The organism is Paenimyroides tangerinum (assembly GCF_003865405.1).
Lineage (GTDB): Bacteria > Bacteroidota > Bacteroidia > Flavobacteriales > Flavobacteriaceae > Flavobacterium > Flavobacterium tangerinum.
Map to the genome: position 1 here is coordinate 49,659 of NZ_RQVQ01000012.1, position 25,349 is coordinate 75,007.

Annotated in this window: 23 protein-coding genes and 1 tRNA gene; 14 read left to right on the plus strand and 10 right to left on the minus strand. The window is 28.6% G+C overall.

The genetic code is table 11. The features are described from left to right. Positions 1-3: 3 nt before the first annotated feature. A complete protein-coding gene (locus EG240_RS06765; protein WP_125018641.1) occupies positions 4-2,298 on the minus strand; it encodes an AsmA family protein in 2,295 nt (764 codons plus the stop codon). A 154-nt stretch (positions 2,299-2,452) separates the two neighbouring features. On the opposite strand from EG240_RS06765, the gene EG240_RS06770 reads away from it, so the two are divergent. Beyond that, complete coding sequence (locus EG240_RS06770) at positions 2,453-3,334, plus strand: helix-turn-helix domain-containing protein (protein WP_125018642.1); 882 nt, start codon at positions 2,453-2,455, stop codon at positions 3,332-3,334. A gap of 37 nt (positions 3,335-3,371) precedes the next feature. Here EG240_RS06770 and EG240_RS06775 read toward each other — a convergent pair. Further along, positions 3,372-3,442, minus strand: a tRNA-Trp gene (locus tag EG240_RS06775). Positions 3,443-3,492: 50 nt separating this feature from the next. Continuing rightward, complete coding sequence (locus tag EG240_RS06780) at positions 3,493-3,849, minus strand: DUF983 domain-containing protein (protein ID WP_125018643.1); 357 nt, start codon at positions 3,847-3,849, stop codon at positions 3,493-3,495. Between the two features lie 191 nt (positions 3,850-4,040). On the opposite strand from EG240_RS06780, the gene EG240_RS06785 reads away from it, so the two are divergent. Further along, complete coding sequence (locus tag EG240_RS06785; RefSeq protein WP_125018644.1) at positions 4,041-5,705, plus strand: RluA family pseudouridine synthase; 1,665 nt, start codon at positions 4,041-4,043, stop codon at positions 5,703-5,705. Here the strand turns inward: EG240_RS06785 and EG240_RS06790 are convergent. From EG240_RS06790 to EG240_RS06800, 3 genes are all read right to left on the minus strand, one after another. Next, complete coding sequence (locus EG240_RS06790; RefSeq protein WP_125018645.1) at positions 5,702-6,424, minus strand: MBL fold metallo-hydrolase; 723 nt, start codon at positions 6,422-6,424, stop codon at positions 5,702-5,704. The genes EG240_RS06785 and EG240_RS06790 overlap by 4 nt on opposite strands. A 33-nt stretch (positions 6,425-6,457) precedes the next feature. Further along, a complete protein-coding gene (locus EG240_RS06795) occupies positions 6,458-6,904 on the minus strand; it encodes a hypothetical protein (RefSeq protein WP_125018646.1) in 447 nt (148 codons plus the stop codon). Between the two features lie 72 nt (positions 6,905-6,976). Beyond that, complete coding sequence (locus tag EG240_RS06800) at positions 6,977-7,807, minus strand: DUF6929 family protein (protein WP_125018647.1); 831 nt, start codon at positions 7,805-7,807, stop codon at positions 6,977-6,979. Between the two features lie 55 nt (positions 7,808-7,862). Here EG240_RS06800 and EG240_RS06805 point away from each other — a divergent pair, with 55 nt between their 5' ends. The 7 genes from EG240_RS06805 to EG240_RS06830 all read left to right on the plus strand — a co-directional run bounded on the left by EG240_RS06805 (position 7,863) and on the right by EG240_RS06830 (position 13,946). Beyond that, positions 7,863-8,534 (plus strand): PPK2 family polyphosphate kinase, encoded by a 672-nt coding sequence (locus EG240_RS06805; protein WP_262674638.1) that lies wholly within the window; start codon positions 7,863-7,865, stop codon positions 8,532-8,534. Continuing rightward, positions 8,512-8,733, plus strand: coding sequence for a polyphosphate kinase 2 family protein (locus EG240_RS16945; protein WP_262674639.1), 222 nt, complete (start codon positions 8,512-8,514; stop codon positions 8,731-8,733). The genes EG240_RS06805 and EG240_RS16945 overlap by 23 nt, the downstream gene beginning before the upstream one ends. 251 nt (positions 8,734-8,984) lie before the next feature. Continuing rightward, positions 8,985-9,809 carry a T9SS type A sorting domain-containing protein gene (locus EG240_RS06810; RefSeq protein WP_125018648.1) on the plus strand — a complete coding sequence of 275 codons (825 nt, stop codon included), beginning with the start codon at positions 8,985-8,987 and terminating at the stop codon, positions 9,807-9,809. 123 nt (positions 9,810-9,932) lie between these two features. Continuing rightward, the gene (locus EG240_RS06815) at positions 9,933-10,634 is read left to right on the plus strand and encodes an ABC transporter ATP-binding protein (protein ID WP_125018649.1); all 702 of its coding nucleotides are present in this window, start codon (positions 9,933-9,935) and stop codon (positions 10,632-10,634) included. Further along, complete coding sequence (locus EG240_RS06820) at positions 10,615-11,547, plus strand: efflux RND transporter periplasmic adaptor subunit (RefSeq protein WP_158611998.1); 933 nt, start codon at positions 10,615-10,617, stop codon at positions 11,545-11,547. The genes EG240_RS06815 and EG240_RS06820 overlap by 20 nt, the downstream gene beginning before the upstream one ends. 2 nt (positions 11,548-11,549) lie before the next feature. After that, positions 11,550-12,683 carry an ABC transporter permease gene (locus EG240_RS06825; protein ID WP_125018651.1) on the plus strand — a complete coding sequence of 378 codons (1,134 nt, stop codon included), beginning with the start codon at positions 11,550-11,552 and terminating at the stop codon, positions 12,681-12,683. A 3-nt stretch (positions 12,684-12,686) separates the two neighbouring features. Continuing rightward, positions 12,687-13,946, plus strand: coding sequence for a TolC family protein (locus EG240_RS06830; RefSeq protein WP_125018652.1), 1,260 nt, complete (start codon positions 12,687-12,689; stop codon positions 13,944-13,946). A 1,750-nt stretch (positions 13,947-15,696) separates the two neighbouring features. On the opposite strand, the gene EG240_RS06835 is transcribed toward EG240_RS06830, so the two are convergent. From EG240_RS06835 to EG240_RS06850, 4 genes are all read right to left on the minus strand, one after another. After that, positions 15,697-16,413, minus strand: a complete 717-nt coding sequence (locus EG240_RS06835; protein ID WP_125018653.1) for a 3-ketoacyl-ACP reductase — start codon at positions 16,411-16,413, stop codon at positions 15,697-15,699. 93 nt (positions 16,414-16,506) lie between these two features. Further along, on the minus strand, positions 16,507-17,199 hold the full coding sequence (locus EG240_RS06840; RefSeq protein ID WP_125018654.1) for an SIMPL domain-containing protein: 693 nt from the start codon (positions 17,197-17,199) through the stop codon (positions 16,507-16,509). Between the two features lie 75 nt (positions 17,200-17,274). After that, a complete protein-coding gene (locus tag EG240_RS06845; protein ID WP_158611999.1) occupies positions 17,275-17,619 on the minus strand; it encodes an META domain-containing protein in 345 nt (114 codons plus the stop codon). Positions 17,620-17,764: 145 nt separating this feature from the next. Further along, on the minus strand, positions 17,765-18,277 hold the full coding sequence (locus EG240_RS06850; protein WP_125018656.1) for a hypothetical protein: 513 nt from the start codon (positions 18,275-18,277) through the stop codon (positions 17,765-17,767). A 101-nt stretch (positions 18,278-18,378) separates the two neighbouring features. Between EG240_RS06850 and EG240_RS06855 the strand changes: the two genes are divergently transcribed. The 5 genes from EG240_RS06855 to EG240_RS06875 all read left to right on the plus strand — a co-directional run bounded on the left by EG240_RS06855 (position 18,379) and on the right by EG240_RS06875 (position 25,267). Beyond that, positions 18,379-19,764, plus strand: coding sequence for an MATE family efflux transporter (locus EG240_RS06855; RefSeq protein ID WP_125018657.1), 1,386 nt, complete (start codon positions 18,379-18,381; stop codon positions 19,762-19,764). Positions 19,765-19,775: 11 nt separating this feature from the next. Then, on the plus strand, positions 19,776-20,006 hold the full coding sequence (locus EG240_RS06860; protein WP_125018658.1) for a hypothetical protein: 231 nt from the start codon (positions 19,776-19,778) through the stop codon (positions 20,004-20,006). Between the two features lie 140 nt (positions 20,007-20,146). Next, on the plus strand, positions 20,147-20,416 hold the full coding sequence (locus EG240_RS06865; protein ID WP_125018659.1) for a DUF4834 family protein: 270 nt from the start codon (positions 20,147-20,149) through the stop codon (positions 20,414-20,416). 121 nt (positions 20,417-20,537) lie between these two features. Next, positions 20,538-22,982 carry a YfhO family protein gene (locus EG240_RS06870; protein WP_125018660.1) on the plus strand — a complete coding sequence of 815 codons (2,445 nt, stop codon included), beginning with the start codon at positions 20,538-20,540 and terminating at the stop codon, positions 22,980-22,982. A gap of 116 nt (positions 22,983-23,098) precedes the next feature. After that, positions 23,099-25,267: a S9 family peptidase gene (locus EG240_RS06875; protein ID WP_125018661.1), complete on the plus strand. Its 2,169-nt coding sequence runs from the start codon at positions 23,099-23,101 to the stop codon at positions 25,265-25,267. Positions 25,268-25,349 lie beyond the last annotated feature (82 nt).

Below are 25,349 nucleotides of genomic sequence, written 5' to 3' on the forward strand. Positions count from 1 at the left end.
ATACTAAAGTAAAGTTTGTTTTAATCCTTGTTTTAGATTTAGCCAAAAAAAGCTAAAAAAGCCTTTGTTTTTCACGCGTTCAACAGGTTTTGTATTATGTTCAACGTCTTTTCCGTGCGTATTTTTTTTGATTACTAGATTTGCTAAAGTTGATAAAAATTTACGTTTCTTTTCGCCATCATCTTTGTACAGACTCATTTTAAGATGGTCATAATTCATTGAGAAAGTACCAGATGCAACATCATTATTTCCATTAAAATCAAAATCAATTTCATCTATTGTACCTGTTGCTGAAACTTTCAAATACGGTTTAATAAACGGATTCATTCCTTCGGCAGGTAGATTTAAAACGGTTCCACGAATATTAAAAGCATCTGATTTATTTAAAATATCAAAAGACCAATTAACACCAACTTTTGCAGTTTTCATAAAGTTGGTATTGACTTCAATTATCGTTTTTGGTCCAGATTTTCGTCCATATCCGCTATATACATTCTGGATGTTTGCATTTAAATTATTAAAAGTTAGAACACCTGGAGCTGTGCTTTTTGCCGTTTCTTCTTCGTAAATCAAAGTTGAATTTAAAATTTTCACCTTCGGAATATCTAAGCCAAATTTTAAATCTCGTAGTTTTTGACTATATAATTTATTCAATCCCGGTTTATTTGGAATGGCTGCATTTCTAAAAATATCTGCATTTACTTTATTCAAAACAACTTCACTAAATTTTAAAAACAGTACATCTTTTGAATCAAATCCCCAATTTAAGTTTTTTAAAGAAATATTTGCGACCGAAACATTGAACAAATCAGTTCCATATTTAAGTCTTGAATTAAATGCAGCTCGACTCAATTTTGGTTTTAATTCAAGATTGGAAATGGTTACGGTGTTATTTTTTATATCAATTCCGTTTGTGTAAACATTATAAAAATCACCAGTGTCATAATGAATTTTACCTGTATTCATTAAAGGATTTTCATAAGTGAAAGGGATTTTATTACTCAAAGTTTGTTCATTTACCTTTATGTGATTTAAAGCTAAATTGAACTTTTGGATTGTAATTTGATTTTTTAAACCTGATTTATCTTTTAAAACATAGCTCGCGTCATTAATTTTCAGAACATCAATTTCTAGTTTGTCATTTAAATGAATTGCATTCGTTTTTTTCTTTGTTTTATCTGATTTTTTCGCAACTTGAATAATTTGTGGTTTATTCAATGAAAACTCTTTTATATGTAATTTTTCATTAATTCGATTTGAAATTCCTTTGATACTGATGTTTACATTCTTAACATCAAATGTGTTTAGAGAATTAAATGATGATTTTTTAATATTTAATTCATCAACATCCAATTTAAATGGAATTATGGATGATTTAGTATTTTTATTTGATGTTATTTTCTCATTTTGAGTAATATTTTTGTTCTTATCTAAAATTCCAAATTGTACTGAATCGATATTAATCTGAGAAATATTTAAATAAAAGGCTTCGTTTTCAATTCCCCAATCCGTTCCTTTTAAATTTAATTTAGGAACCAAAATTTCTAATTGTGATTTAGAATGAGAATCTCTAAATGTTTTTTTATTTTGTAATGGAAGTAATCTAAAATTTACCAAATCAAAACTTGATGGATTAATTTTGATTTGATCCGCTTTCAAATATTGCGATTCGTTTAATCTTGTAAAAACAGAATCAACAGAAAATTCATAATTAGAATAGGTAAAAGGAAGCGATTTACTTTCTATATATTCACCCATTTTTAAAACATCAATTTTTGCATTTAAATTAAAAACTTGATTATGTAAAGTATCTCCGGTAGAATTAACTACTTTTAAATTAACGTGTTCAAGCATTATTTTGTCGATGTCTATCGAGCCAGGAAGTTTAGATTTCGTTTTATCTTTGACTGTATCTTGAATTTTATTTTTATAAACAATAATATCAGGATTTTCAAGATGTATCGTAAATGCATTTAGATTTTTATTTTTCAGCAACTCATAAAAATCAACTCCTGTAATGCCGATAGTTTCAATTTTAGCATTGAAATGTATTTTTTTAGGATTTAAATCTAGATTTTTTGGTGTTAATTCAATTGAATGGATAGATAAGGTGTTTTTAAAAACTGAGAAATCAATTTTTTCATATTTCAAATTGTATTCCGTATCATTTTTTTCTTCAATTATTTTAGGAAGTTTCTGATTTATGAAATAATTCAAGGCAAAACTCAATACCACAGCTAATAAGCTTAAGGAAATAATTCCGATAGCAAAAAACTTCAATATTTTTTTTAGCTTCATTTGTAATGATTTGTTTAAAGTTAAGAATAAAAAATCATTTTTTGGATATAATACCTACAAATATACGTTGTAAACACTGATTGTAGTTTGTTTCTGTAATCGAAAGATATGATTTATTACAAAAAGAAACTATCTTTATAAAAAGAATTTGAATATGACTAATATTAAGTTTTTAAAAATAAATGAACTTAATCAAAATATTGAAAATAATGATTTTTATGCTAGCACCATTCCCAATCATTTAATCAGTAATCATTCTCGTATTGAAAAGCCGCATAAACACGATTTTTATGCAGTTTTTTTATTTACAAAAGGTTCGGGGTCACACGAAATTGATTTTCAGACTTACGAGGTGAAACCAGGAACGTTATTTTTTCTTTATCCGGGTCAAACCCATAGTTGGGATTTATCTGATGACATCGATGGGTTTCTTTTTTTTCATTCTAAAGAGTTTTACGATTTAGGATATGTTACCAATTCTATTAAGGATTATCCTTTTTTTGATTCAAATCATACGGATAAGTGTTATTATTTAGATGAAAAAACTTCATTTCAGCTAGAAAATGTTTTAAAAGATATTTTAGATGAATATCAATCTTCATTTTGGAAAAGAAAACAATTGATATTGAGTTATTTAACGCAATTATATATAAAAATTAACCGATTTATTGAAGAAGTAAGTTCTGTTGAATTTAACCAATTAAGACATTATCAGTTCATTTTCAATCAGTTCGAAAATTTATTGGAAAAACATTATGTTCAAGAAAAATTGGCTTCAGAATACGCAGAAAAATTGAATATAACTCAGAAGCATTTAAATCGTGTTGTAAAGTCGATTACAACAAAAACGACTACTGATATTATTTTGGAACGTGTAATTTTAGAAGCTAAACGAAATTTAATTTATACAGATGATAGTTTCAGTAAAATTGCTAATAAATTGGGTTATGAAGATTATGCTTACTTTTCGAAAATTTTCAAGAAAAGAGTAGGGGTTTCTCCTTCAGAATTTTTAAAACGTTATGAGCAAAAATAAAAAAAAGCTTCTAAATTTAGAAGCTTTTTTTATGTTGCACGGGTGGAGGGATTCGAACCCCCATCAACGGTTTTGGAGACCGCTATTCTACCCTTGAACTACACCCGTCTTTGTTTTAACTGAGGCAAATATACTACGTATTTACTGACTTTTCCAAATTATTCTTCATCTTTTTTATAAAAAATATTCAGCCACATCAATCGCGACATTTTATAGTTGAAAGTTGAAAGTAATAAAACAACAATTACAACTCCAATAAACATTTGTAAGAAGCTTAAACTCAATATTAAACCAATTACAAAAACCGCAACCATCTCTGCAACTGTTAGAGCATAACTCATATACATAGCTCCAAAATAAAATCCGGTTTCTCTGTGAAATGAGTAATTACAAACCTTACATTCTTGATTCATTTTAGGCATTCTGAATAAAAATGGGTTTCCGTTTGTTTCAAAAACTTTAGTTTTTTTACAATTTGGACAACAACCAGAAATAACATTCGATATATAAGACATAGTTTTATTTATTTTGATAATGCAAATATACTTCAAATTTTATGTTTTTGATTAGATATTAAAACACTATAATTTGTAATATTCGGACAATTTGATTTAAGTGAATCTCTTTTTTATTTGTTCTATTTATTTAATTAGAAGATTGTATTTTTGTATTCTATAAAATATAATTTCTTTTCAATTCATATCTAATGGATAAATTTAAACAATTCTCTTCAAATATTGACTCAATTTCATTACCTGAAAAATTTACATTTCCATTTTTCTATGAAACGCATCCATTATGTGAGGTTGCTGCTCTAGAAGTTCAGGATTATTTGCTAAATCAGTCTGATTTTGAACATAATTTCGGATTGAATGATATCGAAGATGCAATTGGTAAAATGTTCGGAGTTTTGGTTGTTGAAAATAGTTTTGGAGAAATTGGATATTTAGCTGCTTTTTCAGGTAAAATAGCAAATAGCAATACGCATAATTTCTTTGTTCCTCCAGTTTTTGATATGTTAGATGAAAATGGATTTTTTATCAAAGAACAATTGATTTTGAACGATATTAATGAAGAAGTAAAATCTTTAGAAAATAATCCAGAATATAAAGATTTAAAATCGGAATATGAAGCTTATTTAATCTCGTCTGAATTGGAAATTATCAATAAAAAAGTAGAAGTCAAACGTTTAAAAAATGAAAGAAAGCAATTAAGAAAAGAAAATATAATTTCGCTTTCACAAGATGAATATCAGATTTTTGAAGCTGACTTAATTCGACAAAGTTTACGAGATAAACACGAATTTAATGTTTTTTTAAAATCTATTGATGATAAAATTGCTAATTACAAATGTCAAATAGCTTCTTTTGAAATCAAAATAAATGAACTTAAAGAATTGCGCAAAAATAAATCAAATGCGCTTCAAAATCGTTTGTTTGAAAGTTATTCATTTTTAAATATTTTAGGTGAACAAAAAAATCTTTTAGATATTTTTTCTGAAAATGGTGAGCAACCTCCAGCTGCTGCTGGTGAATGTTGTGCACCAAAATTGTTGCAATATGCTTTTCTAAATGATTTAAAACCGCTTGCAATGGCTGAGTTTTGGTGGGGAACTTCTCCTAAATCGGAAATAAAAAAACATCAAAATTTTTATCCAGCTTGTTGGGGAAAATGCAAACCTATTTTAGGTCATATGTTAATTGGAATGCAGGTTGACGATAATCCATTTTTGGTTAATAGTGCTTTGGATAAAGATTTAGAAATTGTTTACGATGACGAATTTATGGTTGTAATTAATAAACCTGCTGATTTTTTATCTGTTCCGGGAATCAATGTAAAAGATTCGGTTTATGAACGTATAAAAATGAAATATATCGATGCAACTGGACCTTTAATTGTTCATCGTTTAGATATGCCAACTTCGGGTTTATTGGTTTTAGCAAAATCAAAAGAATCGCATAAGATTTTACAAAGTCAATTTATAAAACGAACTGTAACCAAAAAATATATAGCACTTTTGGATGGAGTTTTATCTGAAAATTTTGGAGAAATTAATCTGCCAATTCGGGTTGATTTGGACGACCGACCACGCCAATTAGTTTGTGAAAAATACGGTAAAAATGCACGTACTAAATACGAAGTGATTGAAATAAAAGATAATAAAACCAAAGTTTATTTCTATCCAATAACGGGTAGAACACATCAATTACGTGTTCATTCTTCGCATCATTTGGGTTTAAATACGCCAATTGTAGGTGATGATTTGTATGGAAAATCTGATAGAAGATTGCATTTGCACGCAGCTTATTTAGAGTTAAATCATCCGGTTACAAATCAACGAATGGTTTTTGAGGCTAGTTGCGATTTTTAGAAGGTTTTCATTAATGTTTTTTTACCGTGATAAAATAAAATAGTCCAATTTTCAGATTGGGCTTTTTTGTGCCATTCAATTCTGTCGTTCATAGCTTTTACACCGTCAAGGTCATTTTTAAAAGCTGCCTGAAATTTCAAATAGTTTAATTGAGGTAAATTATCTGCGCCAAAAAACACGATTTCACAATCTTCTTTTAGCCAAAAAACTTGCTGAAAAGGAACGTGCCCACCAACAACTTCATAAGAAATAACATCGTTTATTTGACCCGTATTTGAGTTTAAATAAACAATGTTTTTGTAGTTTTTAATATAATTTAGAAAATGAATATCGTAGTTAAATGTAATCTGATTTAAGGCAAAATGCATTTCACGTTCTTGTATAAAAATTTTCGCATTAGGAAAAAAGCATTCAAATTTATCATTTAAAATTTTTCCTAATCCATTTATATGATCTTTATGTAAATGTGAAATTAGAATTATCGAAATATCATTTTCTGAAAAACCATAAGAATTCAATTTCGAAATTAAATATGTTTTATCATTCTTAAAAGCTCCAAATCCGCAATCAATCAAAATTAAATCGTCATCAGTTTCAACTAAAAATGGACAAACATTCATATTTATTCCTTCTTTTGGAAGAATATCATCGATTAGGTAAGTGAATTCTTTTTGTTTTGTGACGTTAAATGTACCTTCAAGAAGTGGATAGATTTTCATTCTTTTAAACTTAAATGCTAATTTTTTTTTTTTCTATTTAATTGATAGTTGATTTCTAAAAAGGTTTGCATCTGTTTGATTAAATAGTTTAAAAGTTTCAAGATGTTCAGTAATATCAAATTCGTAATAATAGTTTTCTGCTTTGACTTTCATCTTAAAAATTAAGCCGTTTGAATTATCTGCTAAAATGCTATAATTAAAACCACTCGATTCACAAATTGTAAAACATTCTCCTTTGATTTCGTCTACTTTTCCAATTTTTAAAGCTTCGTTTAATTTAAAAATCGAATCATAAATCCCTTGCATTTCTCCAATCGAAATAAAGCGACTTCTAAAACGTCCATCATTAAATTTTAATGTGATATGACATTGTCCAATTTTATTTAAATTATCGATTACAATAAATCGAAAAAGAAGTTTTAATCCGTATTCGTTCACCATATTAAATGAGCCAACACTTTTATATATTACATTATTCATAGTATTTTGATTTGTTGTTCAAATGTAAAAAACTTCTCATTGATATTTGATTTTTTTTTGGATTTATTGAATTTACAATTTGATTTCAAGTTTGTAAATCTGTGTTTCTTCGTTTTGATTATCATTATCTTCTCCAAGTAAAAAAACAGCATTTTTTCCTTTTAGACTGAAAAGTGATAAACCTTCAAATTTATTTGTTGTTGAGATGATTTGTGTGTATTCCAATTTCATTTTCTTTAAATTGATACAACCGAATAATGTTCCTTCAATTTTACCATCATTATATGTTGATTTTGAATTTTCTGCTGTAGCTAAAAAGTAAAGTTTGTTTTTAATGACAACTCCATCAGAAAAGCCAGTATTTACATTGTTGATTTTAGGAAGTTCGAATTCGTTAAAAAACAAATTAAAATCGTCAACCAAATTATTTCCTTGAACTGTAAAAAGTATATTTTTATTTCCAGGACCATTTCCACGATTTAAAAAATACCATTCATTATTTGCATAAGCTACACCTTCTATATTTAAATCAGATTCAGAAATTTCTGCAAAACTTTTCATTGAATCAAAAAGGTAATTCAAATGTAATGTTTCAACTGTATTTTTTTCTTTATTGATGTAAATCGCTTTTTCACGATTAGGTTTTGAACCCGAACCAAAAATGTACATCGATTTTTCTGAGTCAACCATACTTTCAAAATCCAATTTATCCGTTTTAGATAAATTTTCTAATTCACCCTCAGACAATGAAATTTTAGTCAATTCGTCATATTTTGTATTGTATTCATACAAAACATTACTATCGTCAGCAATTAATGAAATTACATCATTCTGATATGTTAATGCCGAAACGGTGCTTAAACCTAGTATTTTAAGATATTTTATTAAGTTGTATTTTTTCATTTTAAGAAATTAAAGTTGTTTGAAATTGTTGTAATTTTAAATAAAAAGATTGGTTATGAATATCGAAGAATTTAAAGCGACAATTAATTTTGATTTGAATACATTTATAACGTCTTATAAAGATATAATTAGTATTGATAAAGCAGAAAAAAAATTAAAAAAAAATCGTAATAAATTAAGTGTAATCCAAGATAGGATGTATGCATACAATAAGTATAGTCTGTTAATTTGTATTCAAGGTATGGATGCTTCAGGTAAAGATAGTTTGATTCGTGAGGTTTTTAAAAATTTGAATGCACAAGGGGTTGAAGTTACGAGTTTTAAAGCACCAAATGATTTAGAATACCAGCACGATTATTTATGGCGTCATTATATTGCACTTCCTCCCAAAGGAAAAATTGGAGTTTTTAATCGTTCACATTACGAAAATGTGTTGATAAGTCGTGTTCATCCTGAAATTGTTTTGAAAGAAAATCTTCCAAATATCAATCAAATTGCAGATTTAGATGCTGATTTTTGGGAGATGCGTTATAGTCAAATAAACCAATTTGAAAAACATTTAGTTGATAACGGAACCATTATTCTTAAATTCTTTCTGAATATGGATAAAGAAGAACAAAAAGAACGTTTACTTCGTAGAATCGACAAGACAAAACATAATTGGAAATTTTCGGCTAGCGACGTTGAAGAAAGAGAACGTTGGGATGATTATATGTTTTTTTTATAACGAAACAATTTCTAGAACATCATCGGATTATGCACCTTGGTATATTATTCCTTCAAATGAGAAAGAAGTCAGTAGATATTTAGTTTCTGAGATAATTCTAAATGAGTTGAAAAAATATAAAGATATTCAATATCCAAAAGTTGAGCATCACGAAACGATTGAATTAAAAACTTATAAAACGGAGCTTTTGAATGAATAAATTTGTTTCTTTTCCATTGAAACGTTCTGATTATCAGTTGGTAAATGAAGTTTTCTCTTTACGTAATTTAAATTAGCTGTTATTATTAATCCGATTATCGTTTTAATAAAGAAAATTTATCAATTTCTAATTTTAATTTTTTTACAGATTGATTAGTTTTATAAAATAAATGCATTTTTGTAAAAAAGTAAAAAATTATTATGTAATTCTTATTTTTTTTGTATATTAGTGTTAATTGTAAATAATATGTTATGAAAAAAAATACTATTCTTTTAGTTATTGCTTTTTTTGGTTCAATAACTATTAATGCTCAGACAATAGCTTCTGAAAATTTTGAGACTACTGGACTTTATGATTTACCCGTAGGTTGGTTTGCAAATGGTGATTTCTTCTATGACTCTTTTGTAGATGATTACTATGGTGGATGTGAAGATGAACAATACATCTATACTAATTTATTTGAAAGTGATTCACAATTGTTTTTAACAAGCCAAAATTATTTAAATTTAAATGCAGGACCAAAGCAAGTTAGTTATCAATTACGTGTTATTGATTATGACGATGAAGTGCCTGTTAATTATGACTTTGGTTCAATTACTTTTTCTTATTCTTTAAACGATGGTGTAACTTGGATAGTTTTAGGTTCTGTTTCTGAGGATAATTTTACTCCATCACTCGCTTGTCAGGAAATTAGTTACACAATTGAAGGTTCATTAATAGCAGCGCAAAGTAATTTAAAGTTTAAATGGGAATCAGCTTATTCTGGTGAAGGTGATTATGAAATCTTAATTGATAATTTTATGTTAAGTGAATCGCAAACAGCTTCAACCAATGAATTAGATAAGTCTCAATTAAAAATATATCCAAATCCTGTTTCAGATGTTTTAAATATTGACTACAGTTCTACTATATCAAAATTTATAATTTTTGATTTAGTAGGAAGAAAGATTGGAGAATTTTCAAATTCAGGTAATTTAAACTCTATAGATGTTTCAAATTTATCGACAGGAACATATTTATTAAAAATTCAAACTGAAGATAATTCTCAATCTACAATTAAATTTATAAAAAAATAATAGTTTATAATAAATAATTACAAAACGAGTTTGTTTATTCAAGCTCGTTTTTTATTTAGATAAATATTCGGATTTCATTCAATAAATGAATACCTTGCAGTATAGATTCTAATAAAATTCAGAATGAATCAAGCGATAGTTCAAGTCAAAAACGTAAAAAAAACATATCAATCCGGTGATACTTTAGTTACGGCTTTAGATTCGACCACTGAAACCTTTAATAAAGGAGAACTAACTTTAATTATGGGACCTTCTGGTTCTGGTAAAACAACACTTTTATCTTTGGTTGGTTGTGTTATTTATCCAACATCAGGTGATGTTTATTTGAAAAATCTTCAAGTTAATAATTTGTCTGAAAATGAATTAGCTAATATTAGATTGAACACCATCGGATTTGTTTTTCAACAATTCAATTTAATTGAACCATTAACTGCATTAGAAAATGTTATGCAGCCTTTGATACTTCAGGGCGTATCTAATAAAGAAGCTAAAGAACGTGCTTTGATTGCTCTAGAGAAAGTAAATTTATTAGAACGAAAAAATAATCTGCCTAAAAAATTAAGTGGTGGTCAAAAACAACGAGTTGCCATTGCACGTGCTTTGGTTACCAATCCAGAAATTATTTTATGTGATGAACCAACAGCTTCGCTTGATGCAAAAAGTGGAGCTACAATTATGGAAGAATTAAAACAATTATCCCGTCAAGATAAGGCGGTTATTATTGTTACACACGATTTAAGATTAAGAAAATTTGCAGACAGAATTGTTTATGTCGAAGAAGGAAAAGTTTCAAATACCATTTCAAATGAAGAAGATTATAAGTAGTTTTTTAGTATTAAGTTTTGTTTTGTTTTCTTGTTCTGAAAAGGAAAATGAATCAAAAGAAAAACAAAATGTCACTGAAGTGGTTTCAACAGTTGTTGGAATAGGGAAGGTGTTGCCAAAAAATGGAATTATTCCGCTTTCTGTTTCACAAACCAATCAAGTAGTTGCGTTGTATAAAAAAATGGGCGATTTTGTTCAAAAGGACGAATTGATTTTTAAAATGAAATCCGTTTCCGAAGATATTGATGTTGAATTAGCAAAATCAAATTTACAATCTTCTTTAGATAAAAATAAAGCAAACGCAATGGATTTAGAAATTGCACAAACCAAACTCAATGAATTAAAACAGATATTTTTGACTTCTAAAAAGTTATATAATCAAAAAGCTGAAACCAAACAAAAAGTTTTTTTGGATAGTATCGCTTATGTGCAACAACTTCAAGTTGTTAATCAGTTTAAATTAAATAATATAGCCAATATTCAATCAGGAAAAGAAAAAGATATTCAATTAAAATCTTCTATAAATAAGCTGGAAGATCAAGAGTTTCGTGCATTGCAATCTGGAGTTTTGATTCGTTTCGATGTTACTTTAGGTCAAGTACTTTCGTCAAATTCTGTTTTTGGTGAATTGGCAGAAATTTCTGATTTAGTTGTTGAAGGTGAAGTAGATGAGCTTTATGCGTCTGATATAAAATTAGGTCAAGAAGTGGATATTTTTATTGTGGGACAAAGTAAATCAATAGCAAAAGGAACAATAACGTTCGTGGGATCAAGTCTTCAGAATAAATCTATTTTATATGAAACAATTGGAGAAGGTTCAGACCGTCGCGTGAGAAGATTTACCGTTACGATTCCAAATTCAAATCAATCACTTTTGATTAATCAGAAAGTGGAATGTAAAATCAAAATATAAATATGTTTGCTTTAGCTTGGAAATTTATTCGGTTTGATAAAGCCAAATCTGTAGGAATCATTACTGCCATTGTGATTAGTATTTTCTTGATTGGTCAGCAAGTTGGGTTACTACTTTTTTTGATGGGTTTGATGGGAAATTTGGTTGGAAACGCCAATGTAAAGGATAATCAAATTTGGGTTATCGAATCCCAAACTCAAAATGCCAATACATTAACCAAAATTGATTTACGTTATGTACAACAATTGCAATCTATAAATGGAGTTGAACAAGCTTTTCCGGTTGTTATTGGAAATGCAGAAGCTAAATTTTTAGATGGAAATACGGCAGCAGTTCAAATTATTGGAAGTGATGCACCCGATTTTGTTATCGGTCCAAATCCTACGAGAATTTTTCAAGGAAATCTTTCGGATTTATCATTGCCTGAAGCTGTTTCTGTCGAATTTTTTAATGCAAAATCGTGGAATACCGATTTGTATTTAAACAAGCAAATCGAATTAAATTCAAAAAGTGCACAAGTAAAATTAATTACAAAAAATGCGCAAGCTTTTGGCGGAAATTACGTCTATACTAATTTGTTTAATGCACGTTTTTACGGAAATGTTGATCCATCAAAAGTGAGTTTGATTGTTTTGAATTTAGATAAAAATTCTAACAAACAAAACGTAATAAATCTAATCAATTCACAATATCCAAATCTTCGTGCTTGGGATACAAAAGCGCTTCAAAATTCAACAGTAAAAGAAATTCTAATTTCATCGAATATGGGAATGAGTTTTGGAACATTGGTTGTTTTTGCAATGATATCTGGCTTTTTTATTATTGGATTAACCCTTTATTCATCGGCTTTGGACCGTGTAAAAGATTACGGAACCTTGAAAGCGATTGGAGCAAATAAAACTTATGTAAACAAGTTGCTTATCACACAAGCATTGCTTTATGCTTTAATTGGTTTTTCGGTTGCTTTTTTACTATTGATAGGATTTAGTCAAGGCGTGAAAAAAAGTGGATTGGAAATCAATTTTAGTTTAGGATTTGTATCATTCTTGTTAGGAATCACTTTGTTTATTTCAATTGGAGGTTCTTTATTTGCCGTTCGAAAAATTTCTAAATTAGAACCCGCTTCAGTTTTTTAAATTATGAGAAAATCAATATTTTACATAAGTTTATTAGTTTGTACTCAACTAAATGCACAAGGATTATCTTTGGAAAAAGCTTTAGAATTGGCAAATAATCCAGAATATAAACAAGCTGAATTAGAAGTTTTAAAGCAAGAAATAAATCTGAAAATTCAAAAAAATAAGCGTTTACCTCTTATTTATGGTGATGCAAACGTGCAACGAAATCTTATTGTTCCAGTAACTCCAGTTCCTGCAATTGCTTTTAATCCGAATGCAGAACCTGGAGAAATTACGCCTTTAAAATTTGCAACCGATTGGTCTGCAAAAGCTGGCTTACAATTATCTTTGGATTTGTTTAATTCACAAAATCAGTTAAATATTAAACAAGCCGAAAATCAAAATAGAAAAGCTGAAATTGATAAACAACAATCGGCAGAGGATTTTAAAAAACTAATTATCGATTTATATGCCCAAGCTTATTTAGCTCAACAACAATTTGAAGTTTCTGTTTTAAATGAAAATAATTTTAGAGAAACGCTTCAAATAATCATAAAAAGAAACGAAGCTGGACGCGTTTCTGATTTAGAAAAAAATGCAGCTTTGCAAAAAGCTTATGAATTACAATTAACGGTTGATGAATCTGAATTGATTTTACAAAATAAATATTTGCAGTTAGCTAATTATTTCGATATCACAGTATTTGATTCTATTTCTACGTCAATTGATGATATAATTCAACAAAATTTGACAATTGCAGATTATGAAATTGAACAATTAAAATTAGAAATTGACGCTAAAGAAATCGAAATTCAAAACAATAAATTAACTTCAATTCCAAAGCTTACTTTTAATGCTTTTTATGGCGGTCAGTTTTATGATAATCAATTAAAAATAACGAATTCGGATAATTGGTTTGGAAATAGTTATGTGAATTTAGCTTTACGAATTCCAATAACCGAAAACTTTGAAAAGCGTTTAAAAACTAAACAATTCGATTTTGATAAAGAAATTATTCAAAGTAAATTGGAAACATTAGAGCGTGAAAAACTTAATTCTGATAAACAACAACAAAACGATTTATTAATTTTAAGTCAGAAAATACAAGCTTACAAACAGATTGTTTCACTTTCCGAATCAAATGTAAAGATTGTTAAAGCTCAGGTTGATGCTGGAACTGTCTTAATATCAGAATATAATAAAGAATTGGAGAATTTGTTTTCTCAGAATCAAAAATTATGGCAAACAAGTTATGATTTGCTGAAAAAGAGATTAGAATAAATTAAACAAAAAAAAGGAAGTGATTTTTTCACTTCCTTTTTTTGCTTAAGAGGTAGGTTAAGCTCCATTTTGTTAATACAATAACATTTTTCTTTTTCATAGCATTTTTTTGTAACTCAGAAATTTGGTGGTTAACTTCTTTTGTTAAGACAAATTACGTAATTATTTTAATTATAAAATATCGCTGATTTCAGCTATATTTAAAATAAATTACTACTTTTTTTATAAAATAGTTGTTTTATTTTCTAAAAAAAGAAAAGGAAGTGATTTTTTACACTTCCTTTTTTTGCTTAAGAGGTAGGTTAAGCTCCATTTTGTTAAAACAATAACATTTTCTTTTTCATAGCATTTTTTGTAACTCAGAAGTTTGGTGGTTAACTTCTTTTGTTATGACAAATTACGTAATTATTTCAATTATAAAATATCGCTGATTCCAGCTATATTTAAAATATATTACTATTTTTTCTGTAAATAGTTGTTTTATTTTCTAAAAAGAAAAGGAAGTGATTTTTTACACTTCCTTTTTTTGCTTAAGAGGTAGGTTAAGCTCCATTTTTTAAAACAATAACATTTTCATTTTCATTGCATTTTTTGTAACTCAGAAGTTTAGTAGTTAACTTCTTTTGTTATAACAAATTACGTTAAATTAATTCAGAAAAAAAATCCCTGATTTCAGTGATTTTTAATTTTTTTTTCTACTAATATGATAAATATGTTAAAAATGTTAATATTTTGGTTTGTTTATTGTTTTTTGTAATCATTTTTGCTTGTTTTTGACAACTTGTTTTGTGTTTTTTGTTATAATTATAAGTTTTGATTTAATATAAAACAAAAAAAAAGTGATTTTTTACACTTGCTTTTTTTGCTTAAGAGGTAGGTTAAGCTCCATTTTTAAAACGAATTCGTTTTATTTCTCTAACAACTTTTTTACAATAAAAAATATTAATTATCTTAATTGTGTTGCAAATTTCGGTTAAAGTTAATAAATGAATATCCCTGATTTCAGCTAATTTACTAGCTAATTTATTTTATATATATAAAAAAAGGAAGTGATTTTTTTACACTTCCTTATTATACTTAAGAGGTAGGTTAAGCTCCATTTTAAAAACAACTTTTTTTCTTTTCTAATTTTTCTTTTTAACTCAGAAATCAATCTTTGATTACTTTTGTTAGGTCAAATCTATTGCTTTTTTATTATTGAAAATTTCAATTTTAGTAAATTTCAATGGTTAAAATTAAATTCAACCCGTACATTGTAATTTGGTTTGTGAAATTATTCGATTAGAAATTCGTTAAAATTCAATATTTCAACACATTGACTACTCCATAAAAACAATGAATACATCAAAAAAAATGAAAAATTATTTTAACTTTTTGAAATTAAATTCATTAGATCCCAAATATGTTTTTAAAAACTAAACGAAATTTGTTCAGGGAATTGAATTTTTGAATTAATTAAATTTACAATAACAGAAAATCTTGATATTATTATTTTGCGAAATTTGGAACAGTAAATTTTGATTAAGTTTCACTTAATTAGAATTTCTTATTAAAAAAGACAAATAGTTACAAACTGTGAAAATTTAATTGAAAGTCAAAAAAAAGAAAGTTTAGAAACTTTATTTTCTAAACTCATGTGATCATATATGTAAAACAAAAATGTAAATATTTTTGATATAAACAAAAAAACTAAACGAAAAACCTTCAAATCAAAAAGAAATGAAGGCTTTAAAACTATTATTTATTATGATTACGGATTTGTACTCCAAATTGAAGCAGATTTTATTAATGCACGTCTTGGGAATTTCAATGTAGCAACGATTAATTCTGCGAAATCTTCTGGTTGTAAAACACGTTCTGGATTTCCGTCTGTAATTCCTAATTCTAAAGACATATCACTTGCAATTGTACTTGGTGTTAATGTAGTTACACGAATGTTGTTTTTACGAACTTCTTTCATAATCGATTCAGACATTCCAATTACAGCAAACTTTGAAGTTGAATAAGCTGAAGTTCCAGAATTTCCAGTTAATCCAGCAGTTGAAGAAACATTAAAAATATCACCTTCATTCTGATTTACCATTAAAGGCAAAATTTCTTTGGTAACATAATACATTCCTAAAACATTTGTATTTATCATGCTTACCCATTTTTCAGGTTCCATTTCTAAGAACGAACCAAAAGCAGCAATTCCAGCATTGTTAACTAAAATATCTATAGTTCCAAATTTTGAAATGATATTAGCAATTCCTGTTTTAACCTCATCTGGATTGGCAATATCAAAAACTTCATAAATAGCATCAACTCCTAATGTAGTTAATTCATTTACTGTTTCTTGTAATTTTTGCTCGTTACGACCTGTAATCGCTACATGAATTCCTTCTTTTGCAAAAGCGATTGCTGTTGCTCTACCTAAACCACGGCCACCGCCAGTGATCAAAGCTTTTTTTCCTGATATATTTGACATTTTTATTTATGTTTTTACAAAGTTAAGAAAATATACTTCGGCGTATCTTTATTAAAACGTAAAAAAACGACTTCAGTTTTGAAGTCGTTTAGTTTATTTTTTTCCTAATTGATAATGAACCGTGATATTACTTGTAATTGTAATTTCTCCAGGAGCTGCTGTTTGTCCATTTGAGGCATCAGCCGACATCATTTTTGCCTCCATCGTATAAATTCTAGGATTTACAACCTGAGAAAATTCTGACAAATAAACAGCTTGTCCAACAGGTTGATTCAAAGCTTTTCCGTAATCTGTTGCTTTATTTTTTGCATTTTCAACGGCTTTTGTACGTGCTTCAGTTTCATAAGATGTTGTTTTTGAAGATTTAAATTCAACACCCTGAATGGTATTTGCACCAGCTTCGATTAACCCAAACATTATGGTTTCGTATTTTGATAAATCTTTCAATTGAACAGTTAAAATTTGAGTAGCTTGAAAATATTCTGTCTTAGTTTCATAATCATATTGACGATTTAAACTGATGTTTTGAGATTGAAAATCTTTATTTTCAATTTTGTTTTTCTTTAAAAAAGCTATCATTTTTGAAATGACTTTATCATTTTCAATTTTAACACTTGCAGCATCTTTACCTTTGATTTCTGAACCAATTGTTAAAACCGCTTCATCTGGTTTTATTTTTACATTTCCTTCGCCACTAACAACGATTACAGGTTCTTGAATTGTATTTTGAGCTTGAGTTGTAGCACTTACAATAATTGCTGTTGCTATAAAAAGTATTTTTTTCATTTATTTAGATTTTGTGATGTCATTCAAAACTAGTGCCAAAAAAAAGAAGATAAATAATCTAACTTCAGTTTAATATTATTTTTTAGAATATTCAGCTAAAAGTGTTTTACCATCAGATTCGTATAAATATAATTTATTGTTTTTAATTTCAAATTTTTCAACAGAATGAAAAGGAACATAATAACCGAATTTTCTCATATATTCTTCATCGCAATAACGCATTGTTGCTCTTGTAGGACCAAATTCAATCGTATTACCTTCCGTTTTATATTCTCCGCCTAAAGCATTACATCCATCACTTGAAGAGAAATTTGCATCGGCAAATGAAATTGAAATCCCGTCAGGTTTTTCTTCATTCACAACATAATTTCGGTCTTTTGTTTTAATCAATTGCCAACTTGTGTTTTCTAAATTTATCATTGTTTCAGAAGATTTTCCTTTAAAACACTTACAGCTTATTAAAGTAGAGGTTAAAATTAGAAATGTAAAAAGCAGTTTTAAATTTTTCATATCTTTTATTTTTAGTAAAATTAGAAAAAGTCATCTAATAAGACGACTTTTTAAATTATTTTTTTAAACTAAAACCGTATGCTAAACGAATACCAATTTGGTCTGTTTTGTAATCAGAATAATTCTCATAACGCACACTGATATCAAAATATTTATTTGCATAACCAAAACTAGGCGCTAAAATAAGAGAATTATCTAATTGACCATTCACTCCAAAAGCTGCACCAACTTCGCCTTGAGCATAAAACTGTGTTCCCCAAAAAGCTTTAAAACCTAATTTTGCAGGAACAAAACCTGAATCTTCGCCCGTCTGAAAAAAATGGGTATAACCAGTTGTCGCAGTAATAGATGTTTTTCGTGATAAATCATATTGTAATCGAACATCGGCTCCAAGAGCAGCTTCGTAATCACCATCGGTTGGTAAACCACCACTCAGACCAAATCCTACACGAAATCCTTTTGGATAATAAGGCACTGTTTCTCTTTGGTTATTTTGTGCTTTTATTTCATTTGAACTTAAAAAGGTTGAAACCAAAATGGTTATGCATGCTATTTTATATTTTTCCATAATCTTAAATTTTATCACATAAATTCAATTTTTGTACCATTGATAAACTTCATCATGCAAACTAAAATATTGTAGTTATCTTTGCAGCTAAATTTTTTTTAATGAATTTAAGTATTTACACCAAAGAATTTGGTTATAATTTCAAATTAGCTTATCCGATTATTCTTGCAATGTTGGGGCATACAATTGTTGGAGTAATTGATAATATTATGGTTGGTCAAATCGGCCCCACAGAACTCGCTGCAGCTTCACTTGCAAACAGTTTTGTGTTTATAGGTATTTCACTTGGTGTTGGTTTTTCGACTGCCATAACTCCACTAATTGCTTCATCTGATGCAATAAACGATATAAATTCTGGTCGAAAAGTTTTTATGAATGGGTTACTTTTATGTACCGTATTGGGCTTTGCTCTTTTTGGAATTCTATATTTTATGAAACCACTTTTAGATTATATGAAGCAACCTGAAGAAGTAACCCTAATGGCAAAACCTTTCTTAGATGTTGTTGCATTATCATTAATTCCGTTGGTTATTTTTCAAGCGTATAAACAATTTGCAGATGGGAAATCACAAACCAAATATTCAATGTACGCTACGATAATTGCTAATGTTGTAAATGTGGTTTTAAATTATTTATTGATTTATGGTGTGTGGATTTTCCCCGAATTGGGAATGATGGGGGCAGCTTATGGGACTTTATTTTCTCGTATTGCCATGTTGATTTATATGTATTTTGCTTTAAGCGGAAATACAAATTTTAAACCTTTTTTATCTAAAATTTCTTTCAAAGAAATTGACAAAACGATTTGTAATAAAATAACTAAAATTGGTGGTCCTTCATCAATGCAATCTTTGTTTGAAGTTGGATTATTCACTGGTGCAGTTTGGCTTTCTGGAATGATTGGAACATCCGCTCAAGCAGCAAATCAAATTGCATTAAGTATGGCTTCAATGACTTTTATGTTTGCTTCTGGTTTGGGAGTCGCCGCGATGATTCGCGTTGGAAATCAAAAAGGGTTTCAAGATTACGTAAAACTTCGTGTCGTTGCTCTATCTATTATATTAATAACCATTTTACTTTACACCTTTTTTGCTTTGTTTTTTGTAATTTTTCATAGCTATATTCCTTTATTCTTCTTAGATGCAGAGGATGCTAAAAACGCACTTCTGAATCGCGAAGTTATTGATATGGCAGGTAAATTATTGATGATTGCAGCTATTTTTCAAATTTCTGATGGTATTCAAGTTACCGTTTTGGGTGCTTTACGCGGATTACAAGATGTAAACATTCCAACCATAATAACCTTTATTTCATATTGGTTAATTGGTTTCCCAGTTGCTATTTATTTAGGTTTATATACCGAAATGGGTGCAGAAGGAATTTGGTACGGATTATTAGCCGGATTAACTGCAGCAGCTATTTTTTCGTATCTTCGCTTAAATTATATGACAAAAAAATTAATTCATTCACAACAAGCAAAAGCTTAATATTTTATTATATGGAATTACCAAAGTTCGTTTTAGCAGATAACACAGATTTCCCAGATGATATTTTTATCATCCATTTAGATTTTCCACGTTTTTTAGTTAATTTGGAAAACGACGAAGTTGAATTTTTAGAAGATATTGAAGCTAATGAAGAAGATGAAGTTTCTGAAGAAATGGAAATACTTATCAAATTAGCAGGTGAATTCTATGACAGAGAAATGGAACGCTACGCTGAAGAGTAATTTTCAAATTTGTTTTTTTTTAAATTAGAATTAGATGATTGAAGAAAAAGTTTCTAATAATTTATACTTTTTTTAAGAATTTCGATAAGTCATAAATTCAATTTAAATAGTATATTTGATTTAAATATAAAATTTATCACATGGCATTTTTGAAAACACTTATCATTATCGTTGCGATATGGTATTTCTTTAAATTCGCATTTCGATTTTTTGGACCTATTTTAATCAAAAAAGCAATTAATAAGGCCGGAGAAAGCTTTCAACAGAGAGCTCAAGATTATTACAATCAAAATACACAAGAAGAAGATACATATTCAAATAGAGAAAATCAAAGTAAAAAATTTGACAACGGTATTCCTCGAGAAAAAAAGAAAGTTGGTGAATATATTGAATTTGAAGAGATTAAATAAAACAATGATTACAATAAAATTTTAAAGTCTTACATTTTTTGTAAGGCTTTTTTTATGTCGCAATTTTATAAATCTTCCGCAATTATTGCTATTTTAGCATACATTTTTTAAAAACTAGTTAATGAAAAATTTAAAGAACTATATTCCGCATATTCTTGCGATATTCGGGTTTATATTTATTGCTTTAGCTTATTTTTCTCCTGTACTTTCAGGAAAAGAAATCTTTCAATCTGATATTGTTCAATATACTGGAATGTCTAAAGAACAAGTTGATTTTAGAGAAACCTATAAAGAAGAATCTTATTGGAATAACAGTGCGTTTGGTGGAATGCCAACCTATCAATTGGGAGCAAAATATCCACATAATTACATCAAGCAATTAGATAGTTTTATTCGTTTTCTACCGCGACCAGCAGATTATCTTTTCATTTATTTCATTGGTTTTTATATTTTATTATCATGCTTTAGAATCAAACCATTACAAGCTTTTATTGGAGCTTTAGCTTTTGGTTTTTCTACATATTTAATTGTTATTATCGGTGCTGGACATAATGCAAAAGCACATGCGATTGCTTATATGCCGATGGTTTTAGCCGGAGTTTTCTTAGTTTTTAGAAAGAAATATTTAGCAGGTTTTATACTTACTACAATTGCTGCAGCTCTCGAAATTAGCACCAATCACTTCCAGATGACGTATTATCTTTTGTTTTTATTAGCTATTGTAGCTATTTATTATACAGTCGTTTACATCAAACAGAAAGATTTTAAATCATTAGCTCAAATTTTAGGAATTTTTATTGTTTCTGGGATTTTAACAGTTGGAGCTAATGCAACAAATTTATTAGCAACTGCTGAATATGCAGAAGTAAGTACAAGAAGCAAAAGCGAATTGACTTTCAATCCTGACGGAACAGCGAAAGATAGAGATAATGCTATGTCTCACGAATATATCACTGAGTACAGTTACGGCGTTTTTGAAACATTTAATTTGTTTGTTCCAAGATTATTAGGTGGTGGAAATGCAGAAGATGTTGGAGTAAACTCAAATATTGGTGAATTTATTACTTCATTAGGTGCGCCACAATCTGATGTGGAAGGTTTCACTAAGCAAGCTCCGACTTATTGGGGAGACCAACCAATTGTTGCGGCACCTGCTTATATTGGAGCAGTTGTTATTTTCTTGTTTATTTTAGCTCTTTTTGCAGAAAAACGTAAGTTCAAATATATATTTGTAGCTGGTGCAGTCATTTCAATTTTATTATCGTGGGGAAAAAATTTCCCTTTAACTGATTTTATGATTGATTATTTTCCGATGTACAACAAATTCAGAGCAATCACTTCAATTCAAGTAATTGCCGAATTATGTATTCCAGCTTTAGCGATTATTGGATTAGCTAGTTTTTTCAAATCTTCAAAAGAAGAACAATTAGATAGTCTAAAAAAATCAGGAATTACTTCTGGAGCAATCATCATTTTCTTATTTGCTTGTAAATTATTCTTAGATTTCAAAGGAGGTAAAGACGGTTATTTTGTACAAGCTTACGGCGAAATCGGACCAAGTTTTGTTAAAGCCTTAATTGAAGACAGACAATCTTTGTACGTTTCTGATTTGATTCGTACCTTATTTTTAATCTTGATTGCTGTTGCTGTTTTATATTTCTTTATTAAAGAAAAATTATCTGAGCAATTGACTTTGATTATTATCGGTGCTGTTATGATTATTGATTTGGTCATGATTGATTGGAATTACGTTAACAAATCTAATTTCGTAGCGGCTTCTCAAGTTAAAAATCCATTTCCAAAGACAATTGTTGATGAAAATATCCAAAAGGATAAATCTAATTTTAGAGTTTTTGATATGCAAAGTCCGTTTAACAGCGGAAGAACATCTTTCTTTCATCAAGCTTTAGGCGGATATCATGCAGCTAAACCTAAGAAGATTCAGGAATTATATGATTATCAGATTACAAAACAGAATTATGAGATTTTGAATATGTTTAATGTGAAATACATTATTTCACAAGATGAAAATCAAAGTCCAATTTCATTACAGAATCCTGATGCTAACGGAAATGCTTGGTTTGTTTCTGAAGTTAAAACGCTTCCAACTGCAGATGAAATAATGATTGAATTATCTAAAGTAAATACCAAAAAAGTTGCTTTAGTTCAGCAAGGAAAAACGACAGAAACTTTTAAAACGAATTATGTAGTTGATAGTTTAGCTACTATTAAATTAGTTAATTCACGTTCAAATTACTTAAAATACGAAAGTAATAATACAAACGAAGGAGTAGCCGTTTTCTCAGAAATGTATTATCCTAAAGGTTGGAAAATTACAGTTGATGGTAATGAAACTCAAATGTTTGAAGTTGATTATGTGTTAAGAGCTTTGAAATTAGCGCCAGGAAAACATACCATAGAATTCAAATTTGAACCTGAAGTGGTTTCTAAAGGAAGTACAATTGCATTAATTTCGAGTATTATTATGTTTTTATTAATTATTGGAGGAATTATATTCAGTTTGAGAAAACGAAACGATATCAATGAAATTAAAGAATTAAAATAGTTTTTTAAAAAATTAGCCCGAAACATTTGTTTTGGGCTTTTTCTTTATAGAAACTCTAACTTTAAAATTTGCGCAATTTAAATAGGATATTTACCTTAGCCCAAAATCGTATTAAAATGAAAAAAATAACACTTTTTGCATTTATTATTGCAAGTCAATTTACTTTTGCACAACGTAATTTAACTATAGAAGAAGCAACTTCTGGAAGTTACACCACTTTTGCTCCTGAAAACATGGTTGCACCGCAATGGAAAGATGCAAAAAATCTTACATATTTAGATAAAACGTATCAAAATTTAATGAGTAGAAATGCTTCAAATAATTGGAGTGAATCGATTCTTATTTCGAAATCGGATTTGATTGACGCTCTGAACGGTTCAATTAAAGATGAGCAATTCAAACTTAGAATTTTTCCGTATGATTATCAATGGAAAGATTCAAATACCTTGGTTTTTAATGCTTCAGGAGCTGAATCTAATTATGTGATTACTTACGATATTCCTTCTAAAAAAGTAGTTTCTTATTTTAAAATGGATGGAAGTGGATTAAATCAAGTAGTTTCTGAAAAAGGTGATGTTATGGCTTGGTTGAAAGACAACAATATTTATATCACTGATGTAACCGGAAAAGTAACTCAGATAACAAATGATGCTGCTGGTTTTTTAAACGGAAGTGATTATACACACCGCCAAGAATTTGGAATTGACCGTGGAATGTGGTGGAATCCAACTGCAAATCAATTGGCTTTTTATAAGAAAAACGAAACCATGGTTACAGATTATCCATTGGTTCAATTTGATACACGAATTGCTGAAGTAAAAAACACGAAGTACCCAATGGCAGGTATGAAAAGTGAAGAGGTTACTTTGAATGTTTATGATGTAAATACAGGTAAAACAATTACTATTCAAACAGGTGAACCAAAAGAGCAATATTTAACTCAAATCACTTGGGATCCGTCTGGGAAATATATCTATATCGGGGTTTTAAATCGTGATCAAAATCATTTAAAACTGAATAAATATGATGCTTCTAACGGTAAATTTGTTTCAACTTTATTTGAAGAAAAATCTACAAAATGGGTTGAACCACAAAATCCGTTAACATTTCTTCCAAACGGAAAACAATTTTTATATCAATCTCAAAAAGACGGTTATAACCAATTGTATTTATATGATACGAATGGAAAATTAATCAAAAAATTAGGTTACAATAATGTAGTTGTAAAAGATTTGTTAGATTTTGATACCAAAGGAAATTCAGTTTCTTATATCGGAGTTACTAATAATGGTTTGGATCGTCAATTATTTACTGTTGATTTAAAATCGGGTAAAACAACTCAAGTAACAACGGGTTCTGGTTTTCATAATGCGAAATTTAACGATGATAAAACATTTTTTTATGATCAATTCTCAAATATAGAAACTCCAAATAAGATTGCTATTGTAGATTCAAAATCTAAAAAAGAAACGACTTTAGTTGACTCAAAAAATCCATATCAAGGAGTTGCAGAACTTCCAACAATGGAAATGGTTAAAATAAAAGCAGCAGATGGAAAAACAGATTTGAATGGTCGAATTATTTATCCAGCTAATTTCGATCCGAATAAAAAATACCCAGTAATGGTTTATGTTTACGGTGGTCCACACGCACAATTGGTTCAAAATAAATGGTTAGGTGGAGCTTCGTTATTTGATTATTATATGGCGCAACAAGGTTTTGTTGTGTTTACTTTAGATAACAGAGGTAGTGATGCAAGAGATCGTGATTTCGTACAAGTTATTCACCGTAATTTAGGTCAGAATGAAATGGCAGATCAGATGAAAGGAGTTGAGTTTTTAAAGTCTAAATCGTTTGTCGATGCTGATAAAATTGGTGTTTATGGTTGGTCTTACGGTGGATTTATGACAACTTCATTGATGTTGAATTATCCAGAAACATTTAAAGTTGGTGTTGCTGGTGGTCCAGTAATCGATTGGAAATGGTATGAAATAATGTATGGAGAACGCTATATGGATACGCCTCAAGACAATCCAGAAGGTTATGCGTTGACAAATACTTTGAACAAGGTTAATAATCTTGAAGGACGATTGTTAATGATTCATGGAGCGCAAGATCCTGTTGTGGTGCAACAACACAGTATGGAATTTATCGAAGCTTGTATTAAGGCTGGTAAACAAGTAGATTATTTCTTATATCCGACACATGAGCACAATGTTTCAGGTAAAGACAGAATTCATTTAAATGCTAAAATTGCAGATTATTTTAAATTGCATTTACAATAATATTTAAAACAAAAAAGGAAATTTCAATGGCGAAATTTCCTTTTTTGTTTGTTAAGTATTTTGAATACTAAATGTAATTAGA

Coding starts and splice junctions, on each gene's coding strand:
- EG240_RS06785 (WP_125018644.1), top strand. CDS start 4,041: ATGGATAAATTTAAACAATTCTCTTCAAATATTGACTCAATTTCATTA.
- EG240_RS06790 (WP_125018645.1), bottom strand. CDS start 6,424: ATGAAAATCTATCCACTTCTTGAAGGTACATTTAACGTCACAAAACAA.
- EG240_RS06815 (WP_125018649.1), top strand. CDS start 9,933: ATGAATCAAGCGATAGTTCAAGTCAAAAACGTAAAAAAAACATATCAA.
- EG240_RS06795 (WP_125018646.1), bottom strand. CDS start 6,904: ATGAATAATGTAATATATAAAAGTGTTGGCTCATTTAATATGGTGAAC.
- EG240_RS06865 (WP_125018659.1), top strand. CDS start 20,147: ATGGCATTTTTGAAAACACTTATCATTATCGTTGCGATATGGTATTTC.
- EG240_RS06830 (WP_125018652.1), top strand. CDS start 12,687: ATGAGAAAATCAATATTTTACATAAGTTTATTAGTTTGTACTCAACTA.
- EG240_RS06820 (WP_158611998.1), top strand. CDS start 10,615: ATGAAGAAGATTATAAGTAGTTTTTTAGTATTAAGTTTTGTTTTGTTT.
- EG240_RS06860 (WP_125018658.1), top strand. CDS start 19,776: ATGGAATTACCAAAGTTCGTTTTAGCAGATAACACAGATTTCCCAGAT.
- EG240_RS06805 (WP_262674638.1), top strand. CDS start 7,863: ATGAATATCGAAGAATTTAAAGCGACAATTAATTTTGATTTGAATACA.
- EG240_RS16945 (WP_262674639.1), top strand. CDS start 8,512: ATGATTATATGTTTTTTTTATAACGAAACAATTTCTAGAACATCATCG.
- EG240_RS06800 (WP_125018647.1), bottom strand. CDS start 7,807: ATGAAAAAATACAACTTAATAAAATATCTTAAAATACTAGGTTTAAGC.
- EG240_RS06770 (WP_125018642.1), top strand. CDS start 2,453: ATGACTAATATTAAGTTTTTAAAAATAAATGAACTTAATCAAAATATT.
- EG240_RS06765 (WP_125018641.1), bottom strand. CDS start 2,298: ATGAAGCTAAAAAAAATATTGAAGTTTTTTGCTATCGGAATTATTTCC.
- EG240_RS06780 (WP_125018643.1), bottom strand. CDS start 3,849: ATGTCTTATATATCGAATGTTATTTCTGGTTGTTGTCCAAATTGTAAA.
- EG240_RS06840 (WP_125018654.1), bottom strand. CDS start 17,199: ATGAAAAAAATACTTTTTATAGCAACAGCAATTATTGTAAGTGCTACA.
- EG240_RS06875 (WP_125018661.1), top strand. CDS start 23,099: ATGAAAAAAATAACACTTTTTGCATTTATTATTGCAAGTCAATTTACT.
- EG240_RS06835 (WP_125018653.1), bottom strand. CDS start 16,413: ATGTCAAATATATCAGGAAAAAAAGCTTTGATCACTGGCGGTGGCCGT.
- EG240_RS06845 (WP_158611999.1), bottom strand. CDS start 17,619: ATGATAAATTTAGAAAACACAAGTTGGCAATTGATTAAAACAAAAGAC.
- EG240_RS06855 (WP_125018657.1), top strand. CDS start 18,379: ATGAATTTAAGTATTTACACCAAAGAATTTGGTTATAATTTCAAATTA.
- EG240_RS06870 (WP_125018660.1), top strand. CDS start 20,538: ATGAAAAATTTAAAGAACTATATTCCGCATATTCTTGCGATATTCGGG.
- EG240_RS06810 (WP_125018648.1), top strand. CDS start 8,985: ATGAAAAAAAATACTATTCTTTTAGTTATTGCTTTTTTTGGTTCAATA.
- EG240_RS06825 (WP_125018651.1), top strand. CDS start 11,550: ATGTTTGCTTTAGCTTGGAAATTTATTCGGTTTGATAAAGCCAAATCT.
- EG240_RS06850 (WP_125018656.1), bottom strand. CDS start 18,277: ATGGAAAAATATAAAATAGCATGCATAACCATTTTGGTTTCAACCTTT.